The sequence below is a fragment of the Amycolatopsis sp. NPDC104775 genome, assembly GCF_055583325.1.
In genome coordinates this window covers 672615-693983 of record NZ_JBVJOE010000003.1, presented here as the reverse complement: position 1 = coordinate 693983, position 21369 = coordinate 672615, and the positions used below count along the sequence as shown (strand labels likewise).

Sequence of the window (21369 nt, the reverse complement as noted above, 5' to 3'; positions counted from 1 at the left end):
GCGACGGTGAGTCCTGCCGCGAAAAGGGGCGTGCTGATCGGGAGCGCGCTGGCCGTGGTCGCGATCGTGGTGGCAGCGGTCGTGCTGCTCAACGGCGGGGGATCGAAGGCGGCTTCAACGGATTCGGAGACGGCGTCGGCGGCCGCGGAGCCGAGCGATCCGACGTCCGCGGCGCGCGAGTACCTGCTCGCCTTCGCCGGGAAGGACTCCGACGCCGCCAGCAAGGCGACCGACGAACCCCTGGCCGCTTCGACCGCGCTGCAGGACGCGTGGTCGATGCTGCACCCCACGCAGCTGACCGCCAAGCTCGGCGACGTCGGCGCGGCGCAGGGCGACAAGGCCACGGCGGCCTACACGATCACCTGGAACCTCGGCCCCGGCCGCGCCTGGACGTACTCCGGCAGCCTCGGGCTCGTCCAGGCGCAAGGCAAGTGGCGGGTGCACTGGGCGCCGACGGTGCTGCATCCGAAACTGGAAGCGGGACAGCGGCTGGCGCTCGCGTCCTCGGACGTTCCGGCGGTGGTCGACCGCGACGGCAAACCGCTCGTCGTCTCCGGCGGCGGCGGGCTGAAACTGGCTGACGACAAGGCGTTCCCGCTGCTCCGTGCGGTGCTCACCGGGCACGGGCAGGCGTCCGAAGCGTTCGCGGTGCAGCGCGTGGACGCCTCGGGCAAGAGCCTGGAAACGCTGTTCGGCAATCCCGAAGGCGACCGCAAACCGGCCGCTACCGGGCTCAGTCTCGAAACGCAGAAGGCCGCGCAGGCAGCGGTCGACGGGTACCACGGGAAGGCGGTCCTCGTCGCCATTCAGCCGTCCTCGGGCGATGTGCTCGCGGTGGCGCAGAACGGCAGCGTCACCAACGCGTCGTCGGCGTTCAGCGGCCAGTACGCGCCGGGCTCGACGTTCAAGATCGTCACCGCGACCGCGGCTCTGGAAGCCGGGCTGGTCACGCCGGATTCCTCGGTGCCGTGCCCGCTGACCGACCGGATCGGCACCCGCACGCTGTCCAACGAGGGCTTCGACCTCGGCACGACCACGGTGCACAAGGCGTTCGCGAAGTCCTGCAACACCACGTTCGGCCGGCTCGCGTCGCAGCTGCCCGCCGACGGGCTCGCGAAGGCGGCCACCCAGTTCGGCCTCAACGCCGACTTCGCGATCGACGGCCTGTCCACCGAGCTGGGCCGCGTCGATCCGGCGGCGAACGCGGACGAGCAGGTGGAGGACGGCATCGGCCAGGGCAAGGTGCAGGTCAGCCCGATGGGGGCGGCGGTGATGGCGGCGACCGCGGCGTCCGGGCACGCGGTGGTGCCGCGGCTGTGGGCGGACGGCACCAAGACCAACACCGGCTACTCCGCTCCGCCCGGCTCGGTGCTGTCGGCGTTGCGCGGGATGATGCGCGAGGTCGTCACCGGTGGCACGGCCACCGGGCTGGCGCACTCCGGCTCGGTGTTCGGCAAGACCGGCACCGCGCAGTTCGGCGACGGCGCGGAGGCGCACGGCTGGTTCGTCGGCTACCGCGGCGATCTGGCGTTCGCGGTGTTCCTGGAGGGGGCCAACGACTCCAAACCGGCCGTCTCGCTGGGCGCGAAGTTCCTCGACGCGTTGTAGTTCGGCCGCGGCCGAAGCTTCCGCGTTCTACCGTAAGGGCATGGAAACCGTCGGATTGGCCGAAGTCGCCGCCGTGCTGGCGGACCCGAGCCGCGCGACCATGTGCCTCGCGCTGCTCGACGGCCGCGCCTGGACAGTCGGCGAACTGGCGGCCGCGGCGCGGATCGCGGTCTCGACAGCCAGCGAACACGTGACGCGGCTGGCCGACGCCGGTTTCGTCGCGCGGGTGAAGCAGGGCAGGCACGCTTACGTGCGGCTCGCGAATCCGCGGGTCGCAGAACTGATCGAGCATTTGGCGCAGCACGCCGAGCTGAAACGGCCGTCTGGGCTGCGGACTTCGTTGCGGGTGCAGCGATTGTCCTTCGCCCGCAGTTGTTACGACCATCTGGCCGGGACGCTCGGGGTCGCCCTGCGCGACGGGATGGTCGAGCAGGGGCTGATCGACGTGTCGGACGGGCTCGCGCTCACCGACGCCGGACGCGACGTGCTGGCCGGTCTCGAAGTCGTCGTGCCGGACCGGCCGAAGCGGCCGTTGCTGCGCGACTGTCTGGATTGGACAGAGCGGCGCGAGCACCTCGCCGGCGCGGTCCCGGCGGCGGTGCTGGAGCGGGCGGTCGAGGCGGGATGGCTGACGCGGGACTCGCAGCGCGCGATCCGGGTTTTGCCGGGCGCGAGGGGTCCGTTCGCCGCGCTCGGTGTCGATCTCGAGACGGTGAGTGCCGCCGAGGCTTCGTAACACACGTGCGTGGTCCCCCGGACCGGTGGTGCGCGCTCGGGAACCGGACACAGCCTCACTATTCTGGACGCCTGCGGGCGACCGGGAGGGAGGCGGGCGGGTGGACGAGCTTCCCATGGTGCTGGGCGTCGGAGCGCTGGTTCTGGTCGTCTCGGTCGTCGCGGTGCGGGTGTCCATCCGGCTCGGATTCCCGTCGCTGCTGCTGTATCTCGGGATCGGCGTCGTGCTCGGCGAGGCCGGGTTCGGCATCCGCTTCGACAATCCGGCGCTCACGCAGTCGCTCGGGCTCGCCGCGCTCGTCCTGATCCTTACTGAAGGCGGGCTCACCACGCGCTGGTCGGCGGTGAAACCCTCGCTGGGGCCCGGAATCCTGCTGTCCACAGTGGCCGTGGTGATCAGCGTGGCGGTCACCGGCGCGGCGCTGCACTGGCTGCTCGGCCTCGACTGGCGGCTCGCCTTGCTGTGGGGCGCGGTCCTCGCGTCCACCGACGCGGCGGCGGTGTTCTCCGTGCTGCGCACGGCCGGGGTCGGCAAACGGCTCGTCGGATCGCTGGAACTGGAATCCGGGATCAACGACGCGCCCGCCTACATCGCGGTCGTCGTGCTCGCTTCCGGCGAGGCGGTCGACTGGTCGCTGCCGCTGCTGGTGGTCTACGAACTGCTCACCGGTCTCGCGCTCGGTCTCGCGTTCGGCTGGCTGGGCGCGCAGGCCTTGCGCCGGGCCGCGCTTCCGGCGACCGGCCTGTACCCGCTCGCCACGGTCGCGGTGTGCGTGCTCGCCTACTCTTCGGGACAGCTGGCGCACGCTTCCGGCCTGCTCGCCACCTATGTCGCCGGTCTGGTGCTCGGGAATTCCAAGCTGCCGCACCGGTCGGACACGCTCTCGTTCGCCGAAGGGCTCGGCTGGCTCGCGCAGATCGGCTTGTTCGTGCTGCTCGGCTTGTTCGCGTCGCCGACCCGGCTGCTCGAAGCGCTCATCCCCGGTCTGGTGGCGGGCGCTGTGGTGCTGCTGCTCGCGCGGCCGTTGTCGGTCGTCTTGTCGCTGCTGCCGTTCCGATTGCCGTGGCGGGAGCAGGCGTTCCTGTCCTGGGCGGGGTTGCGCGGCGCGGTGCCGATCGTGCTCGCGATGATCCCGCTGTCCGAGGGCGTGCCCGGCGCGCAGCGGCTCGTGGACGCGGTTTTCGTGCTCGTCATCGTGCTCACCGTGCTGCAGGGCGCGACGCTCAGCCCGCTCGCGCGAATCCTCGGACTGGCGAAGGCGTCGCAGGCGCACGAGATCGAGGTCGACTCCGCGCCGCTCGACGAACTCGGTGCGGAACTGCTGCAGGTGCGCATCCAGAAGGGGTCGAAGCTGCACGGCGTGTACCTGTCGGAACTGCGGCTGCCCGCCGGGGCGACAGTCAGCCTCGTGGTCCGTAGCGGGACGGCTTTCACCCCGCAGAAAACCAGCCGTTTGCAGGTCGAAGACCAGCTTCTAGTGGTTACGACCGCGGCCGACCGGGACGCGACCGAACAGCGCATCCGGGCCGTCGACCGGGCCGGCCGCCTCGCCCGCTGGCGCGGGGAATCCGGGGCCTGATCCGTCTGTCCTTTGTGGACATCGCGGGTGACGGCCGTCTCAGATCACGAGACGGGGCTGGTTTCGCCCGCCGGTTTTCCGCTATCGTCTGGTTCAGGTCATGAGTGCCAGCGCGAAGCCCCGGCTTGCTGGCCGGCAACCCTCCTACCGCGGTGGGGTGCCCCGGGTGAGGACCAGGCCGGTCGCGCAGTGCGGCGGGCAAGCGCGGGCCCCTCGCCGGGGGTCCCCCGGAACGCCGAGGAGGCACCGTCATGACTCTCGCACTCGACCGGTCCACGGAAGCTGTCGCCACTGTTCCCGCCGTGCCCGCTGTCGCCGGTGCGACGCTGCGGGTGCCGCTGGTGACCGGCGGCGACATCAGCTACGCCAACCTCGACCACGCGGCGAGCGCGCCCTGTCTCGACGCGGTGCGTTCGGCGGTCGACGAGTTCCTTCCCTGGTACGCCAGCGTGCATCGCGGTGCCGGCTTCGCTTCGCAGGTCTCGACGCGGCTGTACGAGCGGACCCGGGACGTGCTGCGCCGGTTCGTGGACGCTCGCGGCGGCGACTCGGTGATCTTCACCCGCAACACCACTGATGCGTTCAATCTGCTGGCGAAGGCGTTGCCGCGCAAGACTTCCGTGGTGGTTTTCGACAGTGAGCACCACGCCGCGCTGCTGCCGTGGCGCGGGCCGAACGTCCGGCGCGTGCGGCTGCCGCGCACTCGGCTCGCCGCGGTGTCCGTTGTGTACGAAGCACTCGCCGAGTGTCCGCAGGGGCCTCGGCTGGTGGTGGTCGCCGGTGCGTCCAATGTGACCGGCGAGTTGCTGCCGGTGGCGGAGATCGCCGCGGTGGCCCGGAAACATGGGGCGCGGGTAGCGCTGGACGCTGCGCAGCTCGCTCCGCATCGGCGGATTTCGTTGCGGGAACTGGATGTCGACTACGTCGCGCTGTCCGGGCACAAGCTGTACGCGCCGTTCGGGGCGGGGGCGTTGATCGGGCGCAGCGACTGGTTGCGGGCTGCTGAGCCTTATCTGGCCGGTGGGGGCGCGACGAAGCTGGTGACCGAGGAAGCCGTGGTGTGGAACAGCGGCGAGGAACGGCACGAGGCTGGGTCGCCGAACACCGTTGGCGTGTATGCGCTCGGGGTGGCTTGCGAGCAGCTCGCGGCGCATTGGGACGCTGTGGAGGCGCACGAGGCCGCGTTGCTGGAGCGGTTGCGCAAGGGGCTGGCCGGGTTGCCCGGGTGTGCTGAGCTGCGGTTCTTCGACGCGCCGGTGGATCGGGTCGGCACGGTGAGTTTCGTGGTCGACGGGTTCGAGCCCGGGTGGCTCGCAGCGGTGCTGTCGGCCGAGTACGGGATCGGGGTGCGGGACGGGGCGTTCTGCGCCCATGTGGCCGCGCGGCGGCTGATCCGGGAGGCCGGGGGCGACGGGCAGCAGGCGGTCCGGGTGAGCCTCGGGCTGGGCAGCACCGAGGAACACGTGGACCGGCTCGTGCTGGCGTTGCGGCAGATCGTGGCCCGGGGGGCGCGGTGGGAGTACGCCAAGGTGGACGGCCGGTGGGCACCGGTTGACGACGGGCGGGAGTTGCCGTCGTTTTGCCGGTGAGGGTGCGGGATCGGCTTAACGCGATTCCGCCCGCGGCGGCGGAGCCGACGCCGTCGAACACAGCTGGGCTTCGCAGGCCGCGCGGATCGCCACTTTGATCTGCTCTTCGGTGCGGCCCCAAGGTTGGTCCCACTCTTCGTCCAGCATCCAGGCTTGGGCTAGCGGCAGCTCCAGGACGCTGTCGGCGTAGTCGGTGCGGAGGACGATCGTATGCAGGGCGACCAGCAGTGAGCGTTCGGTGAGGTGGCCGCCGAGAAGCATCCGGGCCAGATGAGTGAATGCGTCTCGGGCCGCGTCGGTCGCGGTGGGGATCGGGGTGAGGCAGTCGGCTAGGGCGGACTGCTGCACATCGTGGATTTCTCGCGGTTCAGTGCGGGACAGGCCTGCCAGGCGGCGCAAGTGCTCGCCGTCTTCGCCGTCGGCCAGCCAGTGGGCGGCCCACAGCGGGAGGTCGTCGGTGGGGGAGAGGTCCAGGGCGATCCAGGCCGCGGCCACGGCGGGCGTAGGGATCTCGGCGGGCATGCAGCGATGATGGCCGGAGAGGCATGCCCGGGGCGAGTGAATTCGGGCCGGGGACTGCCGCTGTGACCTGCTCGGGCGCGGGCGTGGACAATGGGGGTGTGAGCACCGATCCTTCGCCGTCCGAATCCGAGGTCGAGCCGTCTGCGGAACCGCCTGAGCAGGAGGCCGCCGAGGAAGGCGCACCGCTGCCCAAACGGCGGGTGTGGGTGGTGTTCGCGGTCGCGGCGCTGCTGTGGGCGATCGACCTGATCACGAAGAACCTCGTCGTCGCCAACCTCGAGGGCAAGGAGCCCAAGCCGATCCTCGGCGGGCTGATCTACCTGCAGGTGACCCGCAACCCGGGCGCCGCGTTCTCGATGGCGACCGGCATGACGTGGGTGCTCGCGCTCGTCGCGATCGGCGTCGTGATCGCGATCGTGTGGATCTCGCGCAGGCTGCGCTCGGTCGGCTGGGCGATCGGCCTCGGGCTCGTGCTCGCCGGCGCGCTCGGCAACCTGACCGACCGGTTCTTCCGCGAGCCGGGCCCGCTGCGCGGCCACGTCGTGGACTTCATCTCCGCGTTCGTGCCCAATGGAGAGGGCTTCGCGATCTTCAACATCGCCGACTCCGCGATCTGCGTCGGCGGCGCCCTGATCGTGCTGCTGTCTCTGCTCGGCAAGGACTACGACGGCACCTCCACCCGCGGCAAGAAGAAGGAAACCGCGTGAGCGCGCGCATGCTGCCCGTCCCCGACGGGCTCGACGGAATGCGCGTCGACGCCGGCCTGGCCAAACTGCTCGGCCTGTCCCGCACCGCGGTCGCGGAGCTGGCGGCGGCGGGCGACGTCCTGCTCGACGGCCAGCCCGCGGGCAAATCGGACCGGCTTTCCGCGGGCGGGCTGCTCGAGGTGACGCTGCCGGAACCGGAGCGTCCGGCGGAAATCGTCGCGGAGCCGGTCGACGGCATGAAGATCCTGCACGATGACGACGACATCGTGGTGATCGCGAAACCCGTCGGCGTCGCCGTGCACCCCAGCCCGGGCTGGACCGGCCCGACTGTCGTCGGCGGGCTGGCCGCGGCCGGCCTGCGCATCTCGACGTCCGGCGCGGCCGAACGGCAGGGCGTCGTGCACCGGCTCGACGCGGGCACCACCGGGGTGATGGTGGTGGCCAAGAGCGAGCACGCGTACACCGTGCTGAAGCGGGCGTTCAAGGAACGGACCGTCGACAAGGGCTACCACGCCGTCGTCCAGGGCCACCCCGATCCGACGCGCGGCACCATCGACGCCCCGATCGACCGGCATCCGCGGCACGACTACAAGTTCGCCGTCGTCGCGGGCGGACGGCCGAGCGTCACGCACTACGAGGTGGTCGAGGCGTTCCGGGCGGCTTCGCTGGCGCACGTCAAACTGGAAACTGGGCGCACCCACCAGATCCGCGTGCACTTCTCCGCGCTGCGGCACCCGTGCGCGGGCGACCTGACCTACGGCGCGGACCCGGTGCTGGCCCGCAAACTCGGCCTGACGCGGCAGTGGCTGCACGCACGCACACTCGGTTTCGCGCATCCGGCGGACGGCCGGTGGGTCGAGTTCGAGGCGGAGTACCCGGACGATCTGGCCAGCGCGCTGGAGATCCTGCGGGACGGGAACTAGCCGGTCAGCCGACGGTCCAGGTCAAGGTGCGCTCGTCGGGCTCGGGCCGAGGGCTCCAGCGCACCGAAACCACCCGGGTCGCGGCCGGGAGGACGTAGACGGTGTGCCCGCCGAGCGTCTCGCCGGGCTGCACGCCGATCTTGTGCGGCGGCCGGGACGTCAGCGAAACCGGGGCCTTCGCGATGGTCTCGCCGCTGTCGGTGACGAGTTCGAGATAGTTGTCCGGCAGCGACGCGAACGGGATCGGCCCGCGGTTGGTGATCTCGGTGTGCACGACGACCGCGCGCTCGCCGTCCTCGAGCCGGTAGCCCGCCGCGCCGAAAAGGAAGTCGGCCGGGTCCTGGACTTCCAGCAGCTGCACGGAAAGCTGCTCCCCTTCGAGTCCTTGCGACTGCATCGTCTCGCCGATCCGCCCCTGCCTGGCCGGAGCGGCGGCGGGCCGGGGCTCGTCGCCGCGAGCCCAGGACGCGGTCTGCGGAACGCCCCACGTGCTGACGACCGGATCCGGAGCCGGATACGGCCCGGACGGTCCATTGTGGACGTTCGCGGGCATCCCGGCCTGCGCGGGGGAGTACGCGCCGGACACGCTGGGCGACGCGGCGGGAATCCCGTTCGGTCCAGGGGGATACGCGCCCGAAACTCCCGGCGGATACGCGCCGGTCATCCCCGGGCCGGGCATCTGCTGCCCCGGCGAACCCGGTCCGGTCGCCGGGATCCCGGTCTGCCCCGGAGAGTAGGCGCCGGACGTCGCCGGGCCGGGCAGGCCGTGCTGTCCCGCGGGGATCCCGTTCGGCCCAGGCGGGTACGCGCCGGAGGTGCCGGGGCCGGGCATGCCGTGCTGTCCTGGCGGATGCGGCCCGGAGGTGCTGGGGCCAGGCATGCCGTGCTGTCCCGGCGGATGCGGTCCGGAATGCCCCGGCATCCCGGCCGGTTCGGAAATCCCCGGCGGCTGCGGACCGGGCGCGCCCGGCATCCCGCCGCCCCGAACGGGAACCCCCGCCGACGCCGGGCCGTTCGGGACCGGACCGGACGGCATCGCGCCCGGATTCGGCCCGGCGGCCGCGGGAAACGGCACCGAGCCAGGCTCTCCCGGATACCCGCTGTTCGGAGGACGCTGCCACGACGCCGGAGCCCGGGAAATCGCCGCCCGCAGACCGTTCGGGTCGCTCTCGACCCCCACCAGCAGCGGCAACCCGCTCCCGGACAGCGCGACCAGCCGGTAGGCGACCTCCCGCGGATCCATCCCGACCTTCGCCGCCAGCTCGTGCACAGCACCCTTGCCCAGCTCGGCGAGCGCGGCGAGCAGGCGGATGTCGGCGGGATCGGTCACGGCCACTCCGGCAACGCTACCGCCTCGCCCGCCGGACCCGGCCGCACCACCGCGCCCGGCGTGCCCCGCGCCGCCGCGGCGGCGGCAGGGGCGCCGGGGCGATTGGCCGGAGCGCGCGACGGGGGCGGCGAGCGGCGCGGCGGTCGGCGAAACTTCCGGCCGGTGCGGGCGTGCAGGTGTTTTGCTGGCGGGAGACGTGCGGCGGTCGGCGAGCGGAGTGGCGGTTGGCGGAGTCGGGCGGCTGCGTGCCCGGAGCGTTTGGCCGGTGCGGGGCATGCCGCGGCGAGTCGCGCGACGGTCGCGGAACGCCGGTAGACGCAGGCTTGGGCGTGTTCGGCCAGCGCGGAGCGTGCTGGGGGACGAGTCGCGGCGGTCAGCGGAGAGGCCCGGCGTGTTCGGCCAGCGCGGCACATTCCGCAGCGATCGGCGAGCCACCCGACGAAACCCGGACCACAGGCCCCCTGCCAGGATCGCCCTCGGCCCAGGACGCCCGGAAAATTCCGCACCACGGAACGCCCCCGCCCCCAGACGGACCCCGGCCGCCCCGGATACGGGCGTTGCCACCCCGTCCTCGATTAGGGTCGGCGGCAGCACCTTCTCCGCCTACCCCTGGGGGTCCACGCCGATGTCCGTCGTTTCCGATCTCGCCGACGAGCTGGTCGAGCTGTCGTTCGACCACGAGCCGCTCGACGCCGCCATTCTCGGCATCCGGCCGGACGCGCCGGGGCTCGGCGATCCGTCGGCCGCGGCGGAGGCGGCGTTCCGCGAGAAGCTCGTCGCGCTCCGGGAGCGGGCCGAGGCGGTCGACCCGGCCGGGCTCGATCCCGTCGACCGGGTCACTCGCGATGTCCTGCTCAGTTCCGTCGACGGCAGCCTCGACCGGATCGACAGCCGGGTCGTCGATTTCACCGTCACCGACCTGTTCGTCGGGCCCGCCTCGGGGCTGCTGTCCGCGCTGCCGATGGTGACGGTCACCGCGGAGACCGCCGAGGTGCATCTCGGACGGCTCCGCGAGATTCCCGAATACCTTCGCGCCGTCGCGCACCGTCACCGCGACGGCATCGACGCGGGCCTCGTGCCGATCGAACGGCTGGTCAAGGCCGCGATCGCGCATCTCGATCGCTACCTGTCCGAGCCCGAGAACGACCCGCTGCTGCGCCAGCCCGCCCCGGACGACGACTTCGCCGCGCGCCGCGAGCAGATTCTCGAAGACATCGTCCGGCCCGGGTTCCGCGAGTACCGCGACTTCCTCGAGGCCGAGGTCCTCCCGCACGGCCGCCCGGACGACAAGGCCGGCGTCTCCTGGCTCCCCGGCGGCGACGAGATCTACGCCCGCCTCGCCCGCACCCACACCACCAGCGACCGCACCCCGCAGGAACTGCACGAGACCGGCCTCGCGGTGATCGCCGGCCAGGTCGAGCAGTACCAGGCCCTCGGCGAGCGCGTCTTCGGCACCCGCGAGCTGCCGGAGATCTTCGAGCGGCTGCGCACCGACCCGAAGCTCCGCTGGACGAGCGCCGAAGACCTCCTCGAAACCGCCCGCACGGCCATCTCCCGCGCCGCGGCCGAGGCGCCGAACTGGTTCGGCAGCATCCCGCAGCACCCGTGGACGGTCGAGGCGGTGCCGGAGGATTCCGCGCCCGGCGCGCCCCCGGCGTACTACATGCCGCCCGCCGCGGACGGGTCCCGGCCCGGCGTCTACTTCGCGAACACCTACCAGGCCACCGAGCGGTTCCGGCACACCGCCGAGGTCATCGCGTTCCACGAGGCGATCCCGGGACACCACTTCCAGCTCAGCACCGCACTCGACCTCGCCGACCTGCCGCTGCTGCGCCGCATCGGCAACTTCACCGCGTACGCCGAGGGCTGGGGCCTCTACACCGAGCGCCTGGCCGACGAGATGGGCCTGTACTCCGACGACGTGTCGCTGCTCGGCATGCTCACGATGGAGTCCATGCGCGCCGGGCGGCTGGTCGTCGACACCGGGCTGCACGCGCTGGGCTGGAGCCGCCAGCAGGCGGTCGACTACCTGCTGGAGCACACGCCGATGGCGCAGGTCGAGATCGAGTCCGAAGTGGACCGGTACCTCGGCTACCCGGGCCAGGCGCTCGCGTACCTGGTGGGGCGGCTGGAAATCCAGCGGTTGCGCAAGCAGGCCGAACAACGGCTCGGCAGCCGGTTCGACGTCAAGGCGTTCCACGACACCGTCCTCTCCGGCGGTTCGCTGCCGCTGTCGGTGCTGGACGCCGTGGTCACCGAGTGGGTGGCCGGGCAGGGCGACACCGTCGCCGGCCTGGCCGACGAGCTGGTGGAGCTGGACTTCGAGCGGGAACCGCTGGAGCGCACCGTCCTCGGCCTGCCCGGCGACCACACGAAGCTCGCCGACCCGAGTCTCGCCGCCGCCGAGCGCGACCGCGCCAAGTACCTCGCGATCGCCGAACGGGCCGACGCGATCGACCCGGCCGGGCTGACCCCGTCCGAGGTCATCACCCGCGAAGTGGTGCGCACGCACGCCCGCGGCGCGATCGACACGATCGACTCGCGGCTGTCCTGGTTCGCGGTGAGCGACGGATTCAGCTCGCCCGCGCTGAACCTCATGACCATCCTCCCCGCGCTGACCCCGGACACCGCGGACCGGGCGCGCGACTACCTCGCCCGGCTGGCCGCGATCGGCGGCTATCTCGACGCGGTGATCGAGGCGCAGCGCACGACCGTCGCGGACGGGTTCGCGCCGCCGGACTTCCTGGTGCGCATCGGGATCGAGTACGTCGAGCGGTATCTCGCGAACGAGGACGGCGACCCGTTCCGCGTCACGCCGACGGCCGAGGTCGAGGGCTTCGCGGCGGAGTGCGACCGGCTGCTCGCCGAGGTCGTGCGGCCCGCGTATCGGCGTTACCGCGACTTCCTCGCCGAGGAAGTGCTGCCGGTGTCCAAGACGGACAGCGAACCGGGCATCAGCCACCTGCCGGGCGGCCTGGAGAAGTACCAGGGCCTCATTCGCGCGCACACCACCACCGACCGCACCGCGCGAGAACTGCACGACACCGGGCTGCGGCTGGGCGAAAAACTGGCCGAGGAGTACCGCGAACTCGGCACGCGCGTGTTCGGCACCGGGGAACTGGCGGAGATCTTCGACCGGCTCCGCAACGACCCGGAGCTGCGCTGGCGCGACGGAGAGGAACTGCTGGAGGGCGCCCGCACGGCCATCGCCCGCGCGGAAACCGTTGCCCCGCAATGGTTCTCCCGGGTTCCGGAGGCGAAGTGCGCGGTCGAGCCGGTCCCGGAGGCGGACGCGGCGAGCGGCACCATCGCCTACTACCTGCAGGCCGCGTTCGACGGTTCCCGGCCCGGCACGTACTACGCGAACACCTACGAGGCGAGTTCGCGGCCGCGGTTCACCAGCGAGGGGATCGCGTTCCACGAAGCCGTTCCGGGCCACCACTTCCAGCTCACGTTCGCGCAGGAACTCGCCGATCTGCCGCTGCTGCGCCGGATCGCGCCGTTCAACGCCTACATCGAGGGCTGGGGCCTGTACGCGGAGCGCCTGGCCGACGAGATGGGCCTGTATTCCGACGACATCGCCCGGTTCGGCATGCTCGCCCAGGACTCCATGCGGGCCGGGCGGCTCGTGGTCGACACCGGGCTGCACGCGCTGGGCTGGACCCGCCAGCAGGCGGTCGACTACCTGGTGGAGCACACGCCGATGGCGAAGATGGAGATCGAGGCCGAGATCGACCGGTACGTGGCGAATCCGGGCCAGGCGCTGAGCTACATGGTGGGGCGGCTGGAAATCCAGCGCGTGCGCGCCGAGGCCGAGCAGGCGCTGGGCGACCGGTTCGACATCCGCGCGTTCCACGACGTCATCCTGGGCAACGGAATCCTCCCGCTGTCCGCTTTGGACACCGTGGTCGGCGCGTGGATCGCGGAGGCGTCCGCGTGAGCTGGCTCGACCTTCCGGCCGGCACCCTCTTCGGCCTCGACAACCTGCCCTACGGCGTCTTCTCGCACGGCGAGCGGACCCGCCGGGCGGGCGTCGCGGTCGGAGACCAGGTGCTCGACCTGACCGCGGCGGCCGAGGGCGAGTCTTTCGGCCGCCTGCTCGGCGCGGGCGTGCTGAACCCGCTGCTCGCCGCCGGTCCGGACACCTGGGCCGACGTGCGGGCGCGGGTCCGCGAATGGCTCACCGAACCGCGGCACGCCGACCGGATCCGGCCGCACCTGGTGCCCCGCGAGGAAATCGTCAGCCATCTGCCGGTGGAGGTCGCGGATTACGTCGACTTCTACTCCAGCGAACAGCACGCGCTCAACGCCAGCCGGATCTTCACCGGCGGGGACGATTTGGTGCCGGCGAACTGGAAACACCTGCCGATCGGCTACCACGGCCGCGCGGGCACGGTCGTCGCCTCCGGCACGCCGGTGATCCGCCCGGCCGGGCAGCGGAAACCGCGCCGCGCCGAACATCCTTCGTTCGGTGCGGCCACCCGGCTCGACTTCGAGGCCGAGGTCGGTTTCGTCGTCGGCACCCCGTCCGAACTGGGCACGCCGGTGCCGATCGACGCATTCCCCCGGCACGTGTTCGGCGTCTGCCTGGTCAACGATTGGTCGGCCCGCGACCTGCAGGGCTGGGAATCGCAGCCGCTCGGGCCGTTCCTCGGCAAATCGTTCGCCACGTCCGTGTCGCCGTGGCTGGTTCCGCTCGCCGCGCTGGAGCACGCCCGCGTGCCGCAGCCCGCACAGGACCCGGAGCCCTTCGAGTACCTGCGCGCGGCCGAGCCGTGGAGTTTCGACCTGACACTGGAAATCCGGATCAACGGCCATCTCGTGTCCAGTCCGCCGTTCGCCACGCAGTACTGGACCGCCGCGCAGCAGCTCGCGCACCTCACGGTGAACGGCGCGAGCCTGCGCACCGGCGACCTGTACGCGTCCGGCACGGTCACCGGCCCGGCGAAGGACCAGCGCGGCTCGCTGCTGGAGCTGAGCTGGGGCGGCCGCGAACCGCTCGCGCTCGGGGACAGCGGCGAGACGCGGGAGTTCCTGGAGGACGGCGACGAGGTGGTCATCAGCGCCTCCGCCCCAGGTCCGGGCGGGACCCGGATCGGGTTCGGCGAGGTGCGCGGGACGGTGGCGCCCGCTGTGGTGTGACCCACGCCGTAGCGTGGTCATCCGAGCGGCCGCATAATGAGCAAACGCTTAGTCACAGTCGACCGGCACGGGAATGAGGGATCGATGAGGATCGGCACCGGCGTCAGCTACTCGGGCGGGTTCGCCGAAAGCGTCGCGGACATCGTGGAGCTGGAACGGGTCGGGCTCGACATCGTGTTCGTCCCCGAGGCCTACAGCTTCGACGCGGTGAGCCAGCTCGGCTTCCTCGCCGCGAAGACCGAGCGGGTCGGGCTGATGTCGGGGATTTTCCAGATCTACACCCGCACCCCGAGCCTCACCGCGATGACCGCGGCCGGGCTGGACTTCGTGTCCGACGGCCGGTTCACCCTCGGTCTCGGCGCGTCCGGGCCGCAGGTCATCGAGGGTTTCCACGGCGTGAAGTACGACGCGCCGATCGGCCGCACCCGCGAGATCATCGAGATCTGCCGCCAGGTGTGGAAGCGCGAGCGCGTCGTGCACGACGGCAAGCACTACACGATCCCGCTGCCCGCCGACCAGGGCACCGGCCTCGGCAAACCGCTCAAGCTGATCAACCACCCGGTGCGCGAGCGGATCCCGGTCGTGCTCGCCGCGCTCGGGCCGAAGAACGTCGCGCTCGCCGCCGAGGTGGCCGAGGGCTGGCAGCCGATCTTCTTCCACCCGGAGAAGGCCGCCGACGTCTGGGGCGCGTCGCTGGCCGAGGGCAAGGCCAAGCGCGACCCGGAGCTGGGCGAGCTGGACGTGTTCGCCGCGCCGCCGCTGGCCATCGGCGACGACGTCGAGGGCCTGCTCGACTGGGTGCGCCCGGTCTTCGCGCTGTACATCGGCGGGATGGGCGCGCGCGGCAAGAACTTCTACAACACGCTGGCCTGCAACTACGGCTACGAGGCCGAGGCCAAGAAGATCCAGGACCTCTACCTCGACGGCAAGAAGGAAGAGGCCGCCGCGGCGGTCCCGACCGAGCTGCTGCGCGCCACGTCGCTGGTCGGTCCGGCGGGGTATGTGAAGGAGCGGCTGGCGGCGTTCAAGGAGGCCGGGGCGACGACCCTGGCGGTCAACCCGCTGCAGCCCGGACGCGAAGCTCGGGTGGCCGCCGTCGCCAAACTGAAGGAGCTGCTCGGCTAGGTCCGCTATGATGCGGACTACTGAGAGTGTGAAAAAACCGCACTTCAGGTCGATGCCGCCGTCGAAATACCGTCAACTCCCCGCGCGGGACGCGAATTCGGGAGTAAGAACGGGTTCAACGGGGAATCCGGGCGGGGCGAAAGCGAGGTAGGCCGGGCTGTGCGCAGAATCGAAGGACCCGCTGCTGCGGTGCTGGACGTGGGATCGTTCAGCGCCCGGCTCGTCGTGCTCGAACCCGGCGGATCCCCGATCGACCCGGCTCTGACGCACCAGACCCGGCTGCGGCTCGACCGCGAGCTCGACGATGAGGGACGGCTCAGCAAGTGCGGCATCGCGGCGATCGCGAAGGCCGTGGCCCAGGGCATGGAATTCGCTCGCGACCATGGCGTCGAGGACGTGTTTCCGCTGGCCACGTCGTCGATCCGGGACGCGGTCAACGCTCGCGAGGCGGTGCGTGCGGTAGCGCGCGAAACCGGTGTAGAACTGCGTTTCCTGTCCGGCCGCCGGGAGGCGGAGCTGACCTACGTCGGCGCGCGCCGCTGGTACGGCGCGGCCGGCGGTCCGTTGCTGGCGCTCGACATCGGCGGCGGCACGGTCGAGCTGTCCGCCGGGGCAGGCGAGCAAGCTACTTTCGCGCGTTCGCTGCCGCTGGGCGCCCGGTCGGTCACGCGCGATTGGCTGCCCGCCGAACCGCCGGTGCGCAGCAAGCAAGTGAGTGCGCTGCGTGACCATGTGCTGGAGGAAGTCGCCGCCGCCTTGGGCGACGTGAAAGCCGAACTGGCCGAACACCGGGTCGTCGGCTGCTCGAAGGTGCTGCGGCAGCTGGCCCGGCTGGCGGGCGACCGGCCGGGGAAGGCTCGCGAACTGCACCTGGACGACGTGCGCGCGTGGATCCCGCGGCTGTCGGCGATGCCGTTCGCGCGGCGGGCGCAGCTGCCGGGGATTTCGCGGCAGCGGGCCCAGCAGGCGCTCGGCGGCGCCGTGGTGGCGGAAGCCCTGCTGACCGTCGCGGGCGGGAGAATGACGATCTGCCCGTGGTCGACGCGCGACGGGCTGCTGCTGACGCTGCTGGATCAGCTCACCGACGCGACCGGGAAGCAGCGCTCGCGTCCGGCCGCGTGAACTCCCTGGTGCGGGCGCGGTAAACCGGGTATCCCGGAACCATGACCCCGCGCAGCGAGTTCCATCCCCGTGACCGGTCCGAGGACGACGACGAGGAATCCCCGTTCCCCGCGCGCCGGAAACGCGAGCTGCCCGACCCGGACGAGCTGCCCGGCGAGGTGGCCAACGCGCCCGGCCCGGACCTGAGCCCGTCGCGGACGGACGAGGTGCCGCGGGTGCCGGGCACGGACGAAACGCCGTCGTAAGCGGCCGACGCCGGGGAGAACTGGCATCGGCCGCTCACGACGGAAGTGCGTGTCCGGGCGAGACGGCGTGAGTGGCTGGCACCGCGGTGCCACTCCCGAGTCAGCTCCGGTCGAACTGCCGCACCTTCGCCGCGTCCCGGCGCGCCGGGGCCCGGCCGATCGGCTGGACCGGCGCGGGGCCTGGGTCCAGTTTCGGGATCGGCAGCTCCACCGGCTCGTCGCCGACGGTGAACCGCTCGCCGTGGTGGATCAGGTCCAGCGGCGGCCCGTCGAGCACGCGATACGTCGCCGCGTCGTGCCGGATCGACACCTGGAAGCGCGTCTCCCGGAAGGCGAGGCGGAAGGTGAGGCCGCCGAGTTCCTCCGCCAGCCGCGGCGCGAACGACAGCTGGCCGCCGTAATCGCGCAGGCCGCCGAATCCAGCCACAGCGGCCTGCCAGGCACCGGCCAGGGACGCCATGTGCAGGCCGTTGCGGACGTTGTTGTGCACGTCGTGCAAGTCGGTCAGCGCGGCTTCGGCGAGGTAGTCGTAGGCCAGTTGCAGATGCCCGACCTCGGCCGCGATCACGGCCTGCGTGCCCGCGGACAGCGAGGAATCGCGGACTGTGCGGGCTTCGTAGTAGGCGAAGTCGCGGGCTTTTTCCTCCGGGCTGAACGAATCCCCGCACAGATGCAGGGCCAGCACGAGATCGGCCTGTTTGACGACCTGCTTGCGGTAGAGGTCGAAGTACGGGTAGTTCAGCAGCAGCGGGTAGAAATCCTCGTCGGTGGCGGCGAAATCCCACTCGTCGTGCTGCAGGAACCCTTCCGACTGCGGGTGCACGCCGAGTTCCTGGTCGTACGGCAGCGCCATCGCCTCCGCCGCGGCGAGCCAGGAATCGATCTCGGGAGTGTCCACTCCGAACTGTTCGGCGACGTCCGGATGCCGCTGGCACACGTCCGCCGCGGCGAGCAAGTTCTTGCGCGCCATCAGGTTCGTGTAGACGTTGTTGTCCGCCACCGCGGAGTACTCGTCGGGCCCGGTCACGCCGTCGATGCGGAAGTGCCCGTGGTGGTCGAAATGCCCGAGAGACGCCCACAGCCGCGCGGTTTCCAGCAGCAGTTCCGCGCCGCAAGTGCGCTCGAAGTGCGTGTCCTGGGTGGCGTTCACGTAGCGCACGACAGCGTCGGCGATGTCCGCGCTGACGTGGAAGGCCGCGGTGCCGGCCGGCCAGTACGCGGAACATTCCGCACCGTTGATGGACCGCCACGGGAAAGCCGCGCCGCGCAAGCCGAGCTGGGTCGCGCGTTCCTTCGCTTTGTCTATTGTGGAGTGTCGCCAGCCGAGGGCGTCGCGGGCCGCGTCCGGCATCGTGTACGTCAGCACCGGCAGCACGAACGTCTCGGTGTCCCAGAAGGCGTGCCCGTCATACCCCGGTCCGGTGAGGCCTTTCCCTGCGATGGCACGGGTTTCCCCGCGAGCCCCGGCCTGCAGCAGGTGGAAGAGCGCGAACCGGACGGCTTGCTGCAGCTCCGGGTCGCCGTCGATCTCAATGTCCGACGTGGCCCAGAAATCGTCGAGGAACTGGCGTTGCTCGGCGGCCAGGCCTTTCCAGCCGGTCTGCCGGGCACCGGCGAGCGCGGCCTCGACCTGCGCGCGCAGCGCCGGCGCGGACCGCTGCGCGGACCAGCCGTAGGCGAGGAACTTGGTGACCCGCAGGCGTCCGCCCTTGGGCACGTCGACCGCGGCGGTGAGCCGGGCCAGGTCCTCTTCGGCGTGGATGCGGGTGCGCAGGCCGTCGTCCACCTCGATTTTGTGGTCCATCGCGGCGGCGACCCGCAGCCCGGACATCCGGGTCTGGTGCACCAGCACCGCCTGATAGCCCGCGGCGTGACAGAACTCGCCGACCAGCGGCGCGTCGAGCGCGGCGGCCACCCGCGGATCGTGCGTGTCCGACTCGACCGGCTCGTTGGCCAGCAGATCGGACTGCACGACCAGCTGCAGGTCCTCGTCGAGCGGTTCGACCTCGTACCGGATCGCGGCCACCGCGCGCTGGGTGAAGGACACCAGCCGTTCAGTGGTCACCCGCACCCGTCTGCCGGTGGGGGAGGACCATTCGGTCACCCGCCGCAGCGTCCCGCGGCGAAAATCGAGCACGCGGTCGTGCGCGGTCGCGATGCCGTAGCGCATGTCCAGCGGCTCGTCCTCGACCAGCAGCCGGATGATCTTGCCGTCGGTCACGTTGACGACGGTCTGGCCTTCCTCCGGATAGCCGTAACCGCCCTCGGCGTAAGGGAGTTCGTGCTGTTCGTAGAAACCGTTGAGATACGTGCCGGGCAGCCCGCGCGGCTCGCCTTCCTCCAGCGTGCCGCGCAGTCCGATGTGTCCGTTCGACACCGCGAAGGCGGATTCGGTGCGCTGCAACGCATCCACGTCGAGGCCGCGCCAGCGCAGCTCCCACGGCGCGCATTCGTACCCGAGTTCCGTCACTTGTCCTCCAGCAGGTCGGCGAGGTCGTCCACCACGACGTCGGCGCCGTGCGCGCGCAATGCGTCGGCCTGGTTTTCCCGGTTCACGCCTACCACGTACCCGAAACCGCCGGCTTTGCCCGCCTGGACGCCGGATTGTGCGTCCTCGAACACCGCCGCCTGCTTCGGATCCACGCCGAGCGCCTTGGCCCCGGCCAGGAAAGAATCGGGCGCTGGCTTGCCTTTCAGGTGGTCGCGGCGGATGACCAGGCCGTCCACGCGGGCTTCCACGAAGCGGGAAAGGTCGGCCGCGTCGAGGACTTTGGCTCCGTTCGCGGAGGAGGTCACCACGGCGATCCTGAGTCCGGCCTTTTTGGCGGCTTCGAGGTAGCGGACGGAGCCGGGGTAGGGGTTTACGCCGCGTTCGTCGATGATTTTCAGGACGAGTTGGTTTTTGCGGTTGCCGATGCCGTTGACGGTCGGGGCGTCGACGGGGTCGTCTGGGGTGCCTTCGGGGAGGTCGATTCCGCGGGAGCGAAGGAATTCCCGGACGCCGTCGGCTCGGGGGCGGCCGTCTACGTAGGTCGCGTAGTCGGCGTCGGTGAATTCCTGGAAGTTCGCGGCGTCCTTGGTGCGCAGGTATTCGTCGAACGTCCGTTTCCACGCCTCGCGGTGGAGCACGGCCGTTCCGGTCAGTACGCCGTCGAGGTCGAAGAGGCAGGCGGTGATGGTGTCGGGCAGTCCGATCATTCCTGCAACGTACCTGTCCTGGGTGGGGTTTGCGGGGTGTTGGCGGGGGTCGGCTCGTCGCCCTGGGGGCGACATTGCTTTGGTGAGTGGCGTGGGGCACCCCGAAGCGTGATTGTGCTGACGGTCAGTGGGTGGTTGTCAAGGCGGGAAAGATGCCTTGACAACCACCCACTGACCGCAGGGAGGCTTCGTATCGGGGTGCGGGGGAGGGGCTGGGCGCCTCGATGGTTGGGTGCGCTGGCTGCGGTTTGCGCTGGGGCTGGGGCTGGTCGTGAGGGTTCCCCTCACGGAACGTCAGGCGGCGCCTACGCGGCGGTCGAAGACCAGGCGTTCCGCGGCGCGCAGGCCTACGCTGATCGCGCCGGTGAGGACGCCGTCGTCGCCTAGTTCGCCTTGGACCACTGTGGTGGTCAGCGGGGTGAAGGCGCGGAGGGCTCGGTCGATCGGTTCCAGCAGGAGGTCTGCTGCCGTTCCTACGCCGCCGCCCAGGACGATGAGTTCGGGGTCGATTACTGCGGCTACTGAAGCGACTGTGTAGGCGAGCCGGTCTGCCTCCGCCGACACCGCGCGTTGGGCCAGTTCGTCGCCTTCGCGGGCTAGGCGGAAGACTTCGCGGGCGGATCGGGCTGTGCCCAGGCCTAGTTCGCGTGCGCCGCGGACTACTGACTGGGCGGCGGTGGCTTCTTCCAGGTGTCCGCGGGCGGGCGGTTCGCTCGGTTCGTCCGTGACGTGCGTGCGGCCGTAGGGCAGGTAGCCGATTTCGCCTGCTGCGCCGGTGGCTCCTCGGAAGACTCGGCCGTCGACCATCAGGCCCATGCCGACGCCGGTGCCGATGGTGATGCAGCCGACTACCGACGCTCCGCGCGCGGCGCCGCTTTCCCACTCGCCGACCGCGGTGAGGTTCGCGTCGTTTTCCACCAGCAGGTCCGGTCCGAGCACCTGTTCGAGGTCGTCGAGCAGGCCGGGGCGGCCCCAGCCGGGCAGGTTCGGGGCGTGCCGGAAGCAGCGTTTGACCGGGTCGGCGACGCCGGGGGAGCCCAGTACGCGGACCACGATGTCGTCGTTCGTGAGGCCCGCCTCGGCCACGATGTCGGCTGCCAGTTTGCCCAGTGCGGAGATCAGTGCGCTGCCGGAGCGGGCCGTGTTGCGCACGTCGCGCCGGGCGACTGTGGTGCGGCCCAGGTCGGCGACCGCGACCCGGATGTGCTCGCGGCCGATGTCGAGGCCCAGCACGTAGCCCGCGGTCGGGTCCGCCTCGTAGAGCACCGCCGAACGGCCGGTGCCGGTGGACGTGTGCCCGGTCGCGCGGGCGAGCCCGGCGGCCTCCAGCGCCAGCAGCGCCTGGCTCACCGTCGGCTTCGACAGCCCGGTGTCCTTCGCCACCTGCGGCCGCGTCGCTGGCCCGCCGCGGCGCAGCAGGTCGAGCACCGCCCGCTGGTTGATCATGCGCATCCCGGCCGGGGTGCCGACCGGAGGTGTACCCGACCCTGCCACCTGCTGAGTTTCCTTCCCGTTCGGACTTCCGTCCTGCCACGGTAACCGG

Annotated in this window: 16 protein-coding genes and 1 riboswitch; of the genes, 11 read left to right on the top strand and 5 right to left on the bottom strand. The window is 71.2% G+C overall.

The window, feature by feature from the left end; all coding sequences use genetic code 11:
- Positions 1–6 precede the first annotated feature (6 nt).
- The 4 genes from ACZ63D_RS17330 to ACZ63D_RS17315 all read left to right on the top strand — a co-directional run bounded on the left by ACZ63D_RS17330 (position 7) and on the right by ACZ63D_RS17315 (position 5512).
- Positions 7–1608 (top strand): penicillin-binding transpeptidase domain-containing protein, encoded by a 1602-nt coding sequence (locus tag ACZ63D_RS17330; RefSeq protein ID WP_465355299.1) that lies wholly within the window; start codon positions 7–9, stop codon positions 1606–1608.
- A gap of 40 nt (positions 1609–1648) precedes the next feature.
- Positions 1649–2344, top strand: coding sequence for an ArsR/SmtB family transcription factor (locus tag ACZ63D_RS17325; protein ID WP_465355298.1), 696 nt, complete (start codon positions 1649–1651; stop codon positions 2342–2344).
- 100 nt (positions 2345–2444) lie between these two features.
- On the top strand, positions 2445–3923 hold the full coding sequence (locus tag ACZ63D_RS17320) for a potassium/proton antiporter (protein WP_465355297.1): 1479 nt from the start codon (positions 2445–2447) through the stop codon (positions 3921–3923).
- Positions 3924–4019: 96 nt separating this feature from the next.
- A riboswitch (SAM riboswitch) is annotated at positions 4020–4134 on the top strand.
- Positions 4135–4174: 40 nt separating this feature from the next.
- The gene (locus tag ACZ63D_RS17315; RefSeq protein ID WP_465355296.1) at positions 4175–5512 is read left to right on the top strand and encodes an aminotransferase class V-fold PLP-dependent enzyme; all 1338 of its coding nucleotides are present in this window, start codon (positions 4175–4177) and stop codon (positions 5510–5512) included.
- A gap of 15 nt (positions 5513–5527) precedes the next feature.
- Here the strand turns inward: ACZ63D_RS17315 and ACZ63D_RS17310 are convergent, their stop codons facing one another.
- A complete protein-coding gene (locus tag ACZ63D_RS17310) occupies positions 5528–6034 on the bottom strand; it encodes a hypothetical protein (protein WP_465355295.1) in 507 nt (168 codons plus the stop codon).
- Between the two features lie 98 nt (positions 6035–6132).
- On the opposite strand from ACZ63D_RS17310, the gene lspA reads away from it, so the two are divergent.
- Positions 6133–6741, top strand: a complete 609-nt coding sequence (lspA, locus tag ACZ63D_RS17305; protein WP_465355294.1) for a signal peptidase II — start codon at positions 6133–6135, stop codon at positions 6739–6741.
- Positions 6738–7664 carry an RluA family pseudouridine synthase gene (locus ACZ63D_RS17300; protein ID WP_465355293.1) on the top strand — a complete coding sequence of 309 codons (927 nt, stop codon included), beginning with the start codon at positions 6738–6740 and terminating at the stop codon, positions 7662–7664. The genes lspA and ACZ63D_RS17300 overlap by 4 nt, the downstream gene beginning before the upstream one ends.
- Positions 7665–7668: 4 nt before the next feature.
- Here the strand turns inward: ACZ63D_RS17300 and ACZ63D_RS17295 are convergent, their stop codons facing one another.
- Positions 7669–9000: an AsnC family protein gene (locus ACZ63D_RS17295; RefSeq protein WP_465355292.1), complete on the bottom strand. Its 1332-nt coding sequence runs from the start codon at positions 8998–9000 to the stop codon at positions 7669–7671.
- 619 nt (positions 9001–9619) lie between these two features.
- On the opposite strand from ACZ63D_RS17295, the gene ACZ63D_RS17290 reads away from it, so the two are divergent.
- From ACZ63D_RS17290 to ACZ63D_RS17270, 5 genes are all read left to right on the top strand, one after another.
- Entirely contained in the window at positions 9620–12934 is a 3315-nt protein-coding gene (locus tag ACZ63D_RS17290; protein ID WP_465355291.1) for a DUF885 domain-containing protein, read from the top strand.
- The gene (gene fahA / locus ACZ63D_RS17285; RefSeq protein WP_465355290.1) at positions 12931–14136 is read left to right on the top strand and encodes a fumarylacetoacetase; all 1206 of its coding nucleotides are present in this window, start codon (positions 12931–12933) and stop codon (positions 14134–14136) included. Before ACZ63D_RS17290 ends, fahA begins: the two co-directional genes overlap by 4 nt.
- 84 nt (positions 14137–14220) lie before the next feature.
- Positions 14221–15261 carry an LLM class F420-dependent oxidoreductase gene (locus ACZ63D_RS17280; protein ID WP_465355289.1) on the top strand — a complete coding sequence of 347 codons (1041 nt, stop codon included), beginning with the start codon at positions 14221–14223 and terminating at the stop codon, positions 15259–15261.
- Positions 15262–15420: 159 nt separating this feature from the next.
- A complete protein-coding gene (locus ACZ63D_RS17275; RefSeq protein WP_465355288.1) occupies positions 15421–16383 on the top strand; it encodes a Ppx/GppA phosphatase family protein in 963 nt (320 codons plus the stop codon).
- Between the two features lie 41 nt (positions 16384–16424).
- Positions 16425–16628 carry a hypothetical protein gene (locus ACZ63D_RS17270; RefSeq protein ID WP_465355287.1) on the top strand — a complete coding sequence of 68 codons (204 nt, stop codon included), beginning with the start codon at positions 16425–16427 and terminating at the stop codon, positions 16626–16628.
- Positions 16629–16728: 100 nt separating this feature from the next.
- Here the strand turns inward: ACZ63D_RS17270 and ACZ63D_RS17265 are convergent, their stop codons facing one another.
- The 3 genes from ACZ63D_RS17265 to ACZ63D_RS17255 form a co-directional block, all read right to left on the bottom strand.
- Positions 16729–19098, bottom strand: coding sequence for a glycoside hydrolase family 65 protein (locus tag ACZ63D_RS17265; RefSeq protein ID WP_465355286.1), 2370 nt, complete (start codon positions 19096–19098; stop codon positions 16729–16731).
- Entirely contained in the window at positions 19095–19826 is a 732-nt protein-coding gene (locus ACZ63D_RS17260; RefSeq protein WP_465355285.1) for an HAD family hydrolase, read from the bottom strand. Before ACZ63D_RS17260 ends, ACZ63D_RS17265 begins: the two co-directional genes overlap by 4 nt.
- A 294-nt stretch (positions 19827–20120) precedes the next feature.
- The gene (locus tag ACZ63D_RS17255) at positions 20121–21278 is read right to left on the bottom strand and encodes an ROK family transcriptional regulator (RefSeq protein ID WP_465355569.1); all 1158 of its coding nucleotides are present in this window, start codon (positions 21276–21278) and stop codon (positions 20121–20123) included.
- Positions 21279–21369 lie beyond the last annotated feature (91 nt).

Bases quoted from the DNA above. Each gene is read 5' to 3' on its own strand.
- ACZ63D_RS17325 (WP_465355298.1), top strand. From the start codon at position 1,649: ATGGAAACCGTCGGATTGGCCGAAGTCGCCGCCGTGCTGGCGGACCCG.
- ACZ63D_RS17315 (WP_465355296.1), top strand. From the start codon at position 4,175: ATGACTCTCGCACTCGACCGGTCCACGGAAGCTGTCGCCACTGTTCCC.
- ACZ63D_RS17310 (WP_465355295.1), bottom strand. From the start codon at position 6,034: ATGCCCGCCGAGATCCCTACGCCCGCCGTGGCCGCGGCCTGGATCGCC.
- ACZ63D_RS17290 (WP_465355291.1), top strand. From the start codon at position 9,620: ATGTCCGTCGTTTCCGATCTCGCCGACGAGCTGGTCGAGCTGTCGTTC.
- ACZ63D_RS17280 (WP_465355289.1), top strand. From the start codon at position 14,221: ATGAGGATCGGCACCGGCGTCAGCTACTCGGGCGGGTTCGCCGAAAGC.
- ACZ63D_RS17270 (WP_465355287.1), top strand. From the start codon at position 16,425: ATGACCCCGCGCAGCGAGTTCCATCCCCGTGACCGGTCCGAGGACGAC.
- ACZ63D_RS17260 (WP_465355285.1), bottom strand. From the start codon at position 19,826: ATGATCGGACTGCCCGACACCATCACCGCCTGCCTCTTCGACCTCGAC.
- ACZ63D_RS17255 (WP_465355569.1), bottom strand. From the start codon at position 21,278: ATGCGCATGATCAACCAGCGGGCGGTGCTCGACCTGCTGCGCCGCGGC.